We start from the raw sequence: 3844 nt of genomic DNA, 5'->3' as shown, positions 1-3844 counted from the left end.
GTACTAGCTGCTGGGGCTGTATTAAGTGCTTGTGGAAGTAATGACAAAGGTAACGACAATGCAACAGAAGGTGATAAAGAAAAAGACTCATTTAAAGTTGCAATGGTAACAGATGTCGGTGGGGTTGATGATAAATCATTTAACCAATCAGCTTGGGAAGGCTTACAAGCATTTGGTGAAGAAAATGGTCTATCAAAAGGTAATGGGATTGATTACCTACAATCACAGTCAGATGCAGATTATGCTACTAATTTAAACAGCTTAACTCGCCAAGGCTATAATTTGGTATTTGGAATTGGATTTATGATGGAAGGCGCAATCTCAGAAATTTCTCAACAACAAAAGGATGCTCATTTTGCAATCGTTGATGCTACAGTAGATCAACCGAACGTTGCAAGTATATCTTTTAAAGAACAAGAAGCTTCTTTCTTAGCTGGTGTAGCAGCTGCTCATACAACTAAATCGAAACAAATCGGATTTATTGGTGGAGTAGAAGGCGAAGTTATCGGTCGTTTCGAAGCTGGATTTGTTGATGGCGTTAAAGCGGTAGACCCTGATATTAAAGTAGATGTACAATATGCTGGTGCTTTTGACAAACCTGAAATTGGTAAAACAATTGCAAGTAAAATGTACTCTTCTGGTGCAGATGTCGTATTCCATGCTGCTGGTGGTACTGGAGCTGGATTATTCTCTGAAGCACGTGATTTAAAAGAAAAAGATCCTGAAAAATACATCTGGGCAATTGGAGTTGACTCTGATCAATCAGCTGAAGGTGCTGTTGGGGATCATAATATTGTGTTAACTTCTGCATTAAAAGGTGTTTCCACTGCAGTACAAGATATCTCTACTAAAGCAAAAGAAGGTAATTTCCCTGGTGGCGAAACTACTGTTTACGGCTTAAAAGAAGATGGCGTTGGACTTGCAGCAATTAATGAAGAAGTAGAAAACAAAGCAGAAATCGATGCAGCTGTGGAAGAATGGACTGCAAAAATTAAAAACGGTGAGTACACTGTTCCTGATACTGTTAAGTAAATAGCATATGCTAATTTTCCAGGAATAAGTGGTTTGCATTGCAAACACTTATTCCTTTTTTACGACAAAAAATAGAATTTTAACTAAAGAGTAGAAGCATTATTCTAGTCTTTATTAAAAATTTTATAGGCTGAAATTATCGTGATATAAAATTGCATCAATTATTTGTGGATTGTTTTAGATCATAAATTCTTTGACATCATACGTTTTTTTTAGCTTAAATCATTTACGTTAGGGAAGAGAAGTAAGAAGGAGTGGATTAGATGGAATATGTAATCGAGATGTTAAATATTCGAAAAGAATTCCCTGGTATTGTTGCAAACAACAATATTACCCTTCAAGTAAAAAAAGGTGAGATTCACGCACTTTTAGGGGAAAATGGTGCAGGAAAGTCTACGCTTATGAACGTTCTTTTTGGGCTCTATCAACCAGAAAAAGGCGAAATCCGTGCGCGTGGGAAAGTCGTTAATATTTCAAATCCTAATATCGCGAATGATTTAGGAATTGGAATGGTTCATCAGCATTTTATGTTGATTGATACCTTCACAGTTACTGAAAACATTATTTTAGGAAAAGAAACAGTTAGCAAAGGGAAAATTGATCTTAAAAAAGCAGAAAAAGAAGTAAAGGAAATCTCTGAGCGATATGGGTTAGCAGTTGATCCAAAAGCAAAAGTTGCCAATATTTCTGTTGGGATGCAACAAAGAGTAGAGATTTTAAAAACATTATATCGCGGTGCAGAAATTTTAATTTTTGATGAACCGACAGCTGTTTTAACACCACAGGAAATTACCGAATTAATTGGCATTTTCCGAAAGCTAATTCAAGAGGGAAAATCCATCATTTTGATTACCCATAAATTAAAAGAAATTATGGAAGTATGTGATCGTGTTACCGTTATCAGAAAAGGGGAAGGCATCGGCACGTACAATGTAAAAGATACAAATCCGAATGAACTTGCAAACCTAATGGTTGGGCGTGAAGTATCTTTTAAAACAGAAAAGAAAGATCCAAACCCGAAAGAAACCGTATTAAAAATTTCGGATTTAACGGTGAAAGACAATCGTGGTGTTCATGTAGTGAACTCTCTCAACCTAGATGTAAAAGCGGGTGAAATTGTCGGGATTGCCGGAGTAGATGGTAATGGTCAATCCGAACTGATTGAGGCAATCACTGGGTTAATGAAGAAAAATAGTGGAAGCATCACCCTTAACGGCAAGGAAATCAGTGTTCTGACACCACGTAAAATAACGGAAAGTGGGATTGGTCATATTCCGCAGGATAGACATAAGCATGGTTTAGTCCTTGATTTTTCGATTGGACAAAATATGGCTTTGCAAACGTATTATAAAAGACCGTTTTCTAATTATGGTTTCTTGAATCAAACAGAAATTGAAAAAAAGGCGAGCGAATTAATTGAAGAATTTGATGTTAGAACACCAAGTATGCACACTCCTGCAAGAGCACTTTCTGGTGGAAATCAGCAAAAGGCTATAATTGGTAGAGAAGTAGACCGTGATCCTGATTTGCTTATTGCTGCTCAGCCTACAAGAGGACTGGATGTTGGTGCAATCGAATTTATTCATAAACGTTTAATTGAACAACGAGATAAAGGAAAAGCAGTATTATTAATTTCCTTCGAACTAGATGAAATTTTAAATGTAAGTGATCGGATTGCGGTTATTTTTGACGGGGAAATCATTGCTACTGTGGATCCAAAAACAACAACAGAACAAGAATTAGGATTATTAATGGCAGGATCGAAAGCTAAAAAAGTGGGTGTGGAGAAATAATGTCTAATACAATAAAGAAAATTAGCATTCCGATTATTTCCGTATTATTAGGGGTTATTGTTGGTACAATCATAATGCTTGCAACAGGATACAATCCTGCTGATGCTTATTCTGCACTTTGGAATGGGGCATTTGGCGAAATCTATTTCACGGGAGAAGTAGTTCGTCAAATTACGCCATTGATTCTTGCAGGTCTTGCAGTTGCCTTCGCTTTTCGTACCGGACTATTTAATATTGGGGTAGAAGGTCAATTAATTGTTGGCTGGCTCGCTGCAGTTTGGGTAGGGGTTGCTTTTGATTTACCAAAAATCATTCACTTGCCACTTGCTGTATTAGCTGCCGCTGCTGCTGGAGCACTTTGGGCATTTGTGCCAGGTTTCTTAAAGGCAAGATTTAGAGTACATGAAGTAATCGTTAGTATTATGATGAACTATGTTGCCTTACATGTATCGAATTATTTAATTCGAAATGTCCTTACAGATAAGGCAGACCGCACAGAAACGATTCCGCCATCGGCTAGCTTGCGTTCTGAGTTTTTAGCTAGTATTACGGACTATTCCCGCCTACACTGGGGAATTTTAATCGCAGTCGGCTGTGTCATTCTTATGTGGGTTATTTTAGAAAAGACTGTTAAAGGTTATGAATTAAAAGCAGTTGGTTTTAACCAGAATGCATCAAAATATGCTGGTATGAACGTAAATCGCAACATTATTCTTTCCATGGTTATTTCTGGAGCTTTTGCAGGTCTAGCAGGAGCAATGGAAGGCTTAGGAACCTTTGAATATGTAAGTAATAAAGGTGGATTTACAGGTGTAGGTTTTGATGGTATTGCCGTAGCCTTACTTGGTGCAAATGGACCAGTAGGAATCTTGCTAGCTGCATGCTTGTTCGGTTTCTTAAAGGTAGGGGCGTTAAATATGCCACTTGAAGCTGGTGTTCCAAATGAGATGGTAGATATCATTATTGCTTTAATCGTATTCTTTGTTGCTTCCAGTTACATGATTCGATTATTCTTGGAC

General features: G+C 37.4%; 3 protein-coding genes. All 3 read left to right on the top strand.

Annotated features, from left to right (window positions below):
- Window positions 1-1032: BMP family lipoprotein (locus tag RTL21_RS08095; RefSeq protein ID WP_312095098.1), on the top strand; the 1032-nt coding region annotated here is incomplete at its 5' end.
- A 263-nt stretch (window positions 1033-1295) separates the two neighbouring features.
- Window positions 1296-2825, top strand: a complete 1530-nt coding sequence (locus tag RTL21_RS08090) for an ABC transporter ATP-binding protein (protein ID WP_312095096.1) — start codon at window positions 1296-1298, stop codon at window positions 2823-2825.
- Window positions 2825-3844 (top strand): ABC transporter permease (locus tag RTL21_RS08085; protein WP_312095094.1); only part of this gene is annotated, 1020 nt, incomplete at its 3' end. The genes RTL21_RS08090 and RTL21_RS08085, both read left to right, overlap by 1 nt.

It is taken from the genome of Niallia sp. (assembly GCF_031978665.1).
Classification (GTDB): Bacteria; Bacillota; Bacilli; order Bacillales; family Cytobacillaceae; genus Niallia.
This window is presented reverse-complemented; position numbering and strand designations above follow the sequence as displayed.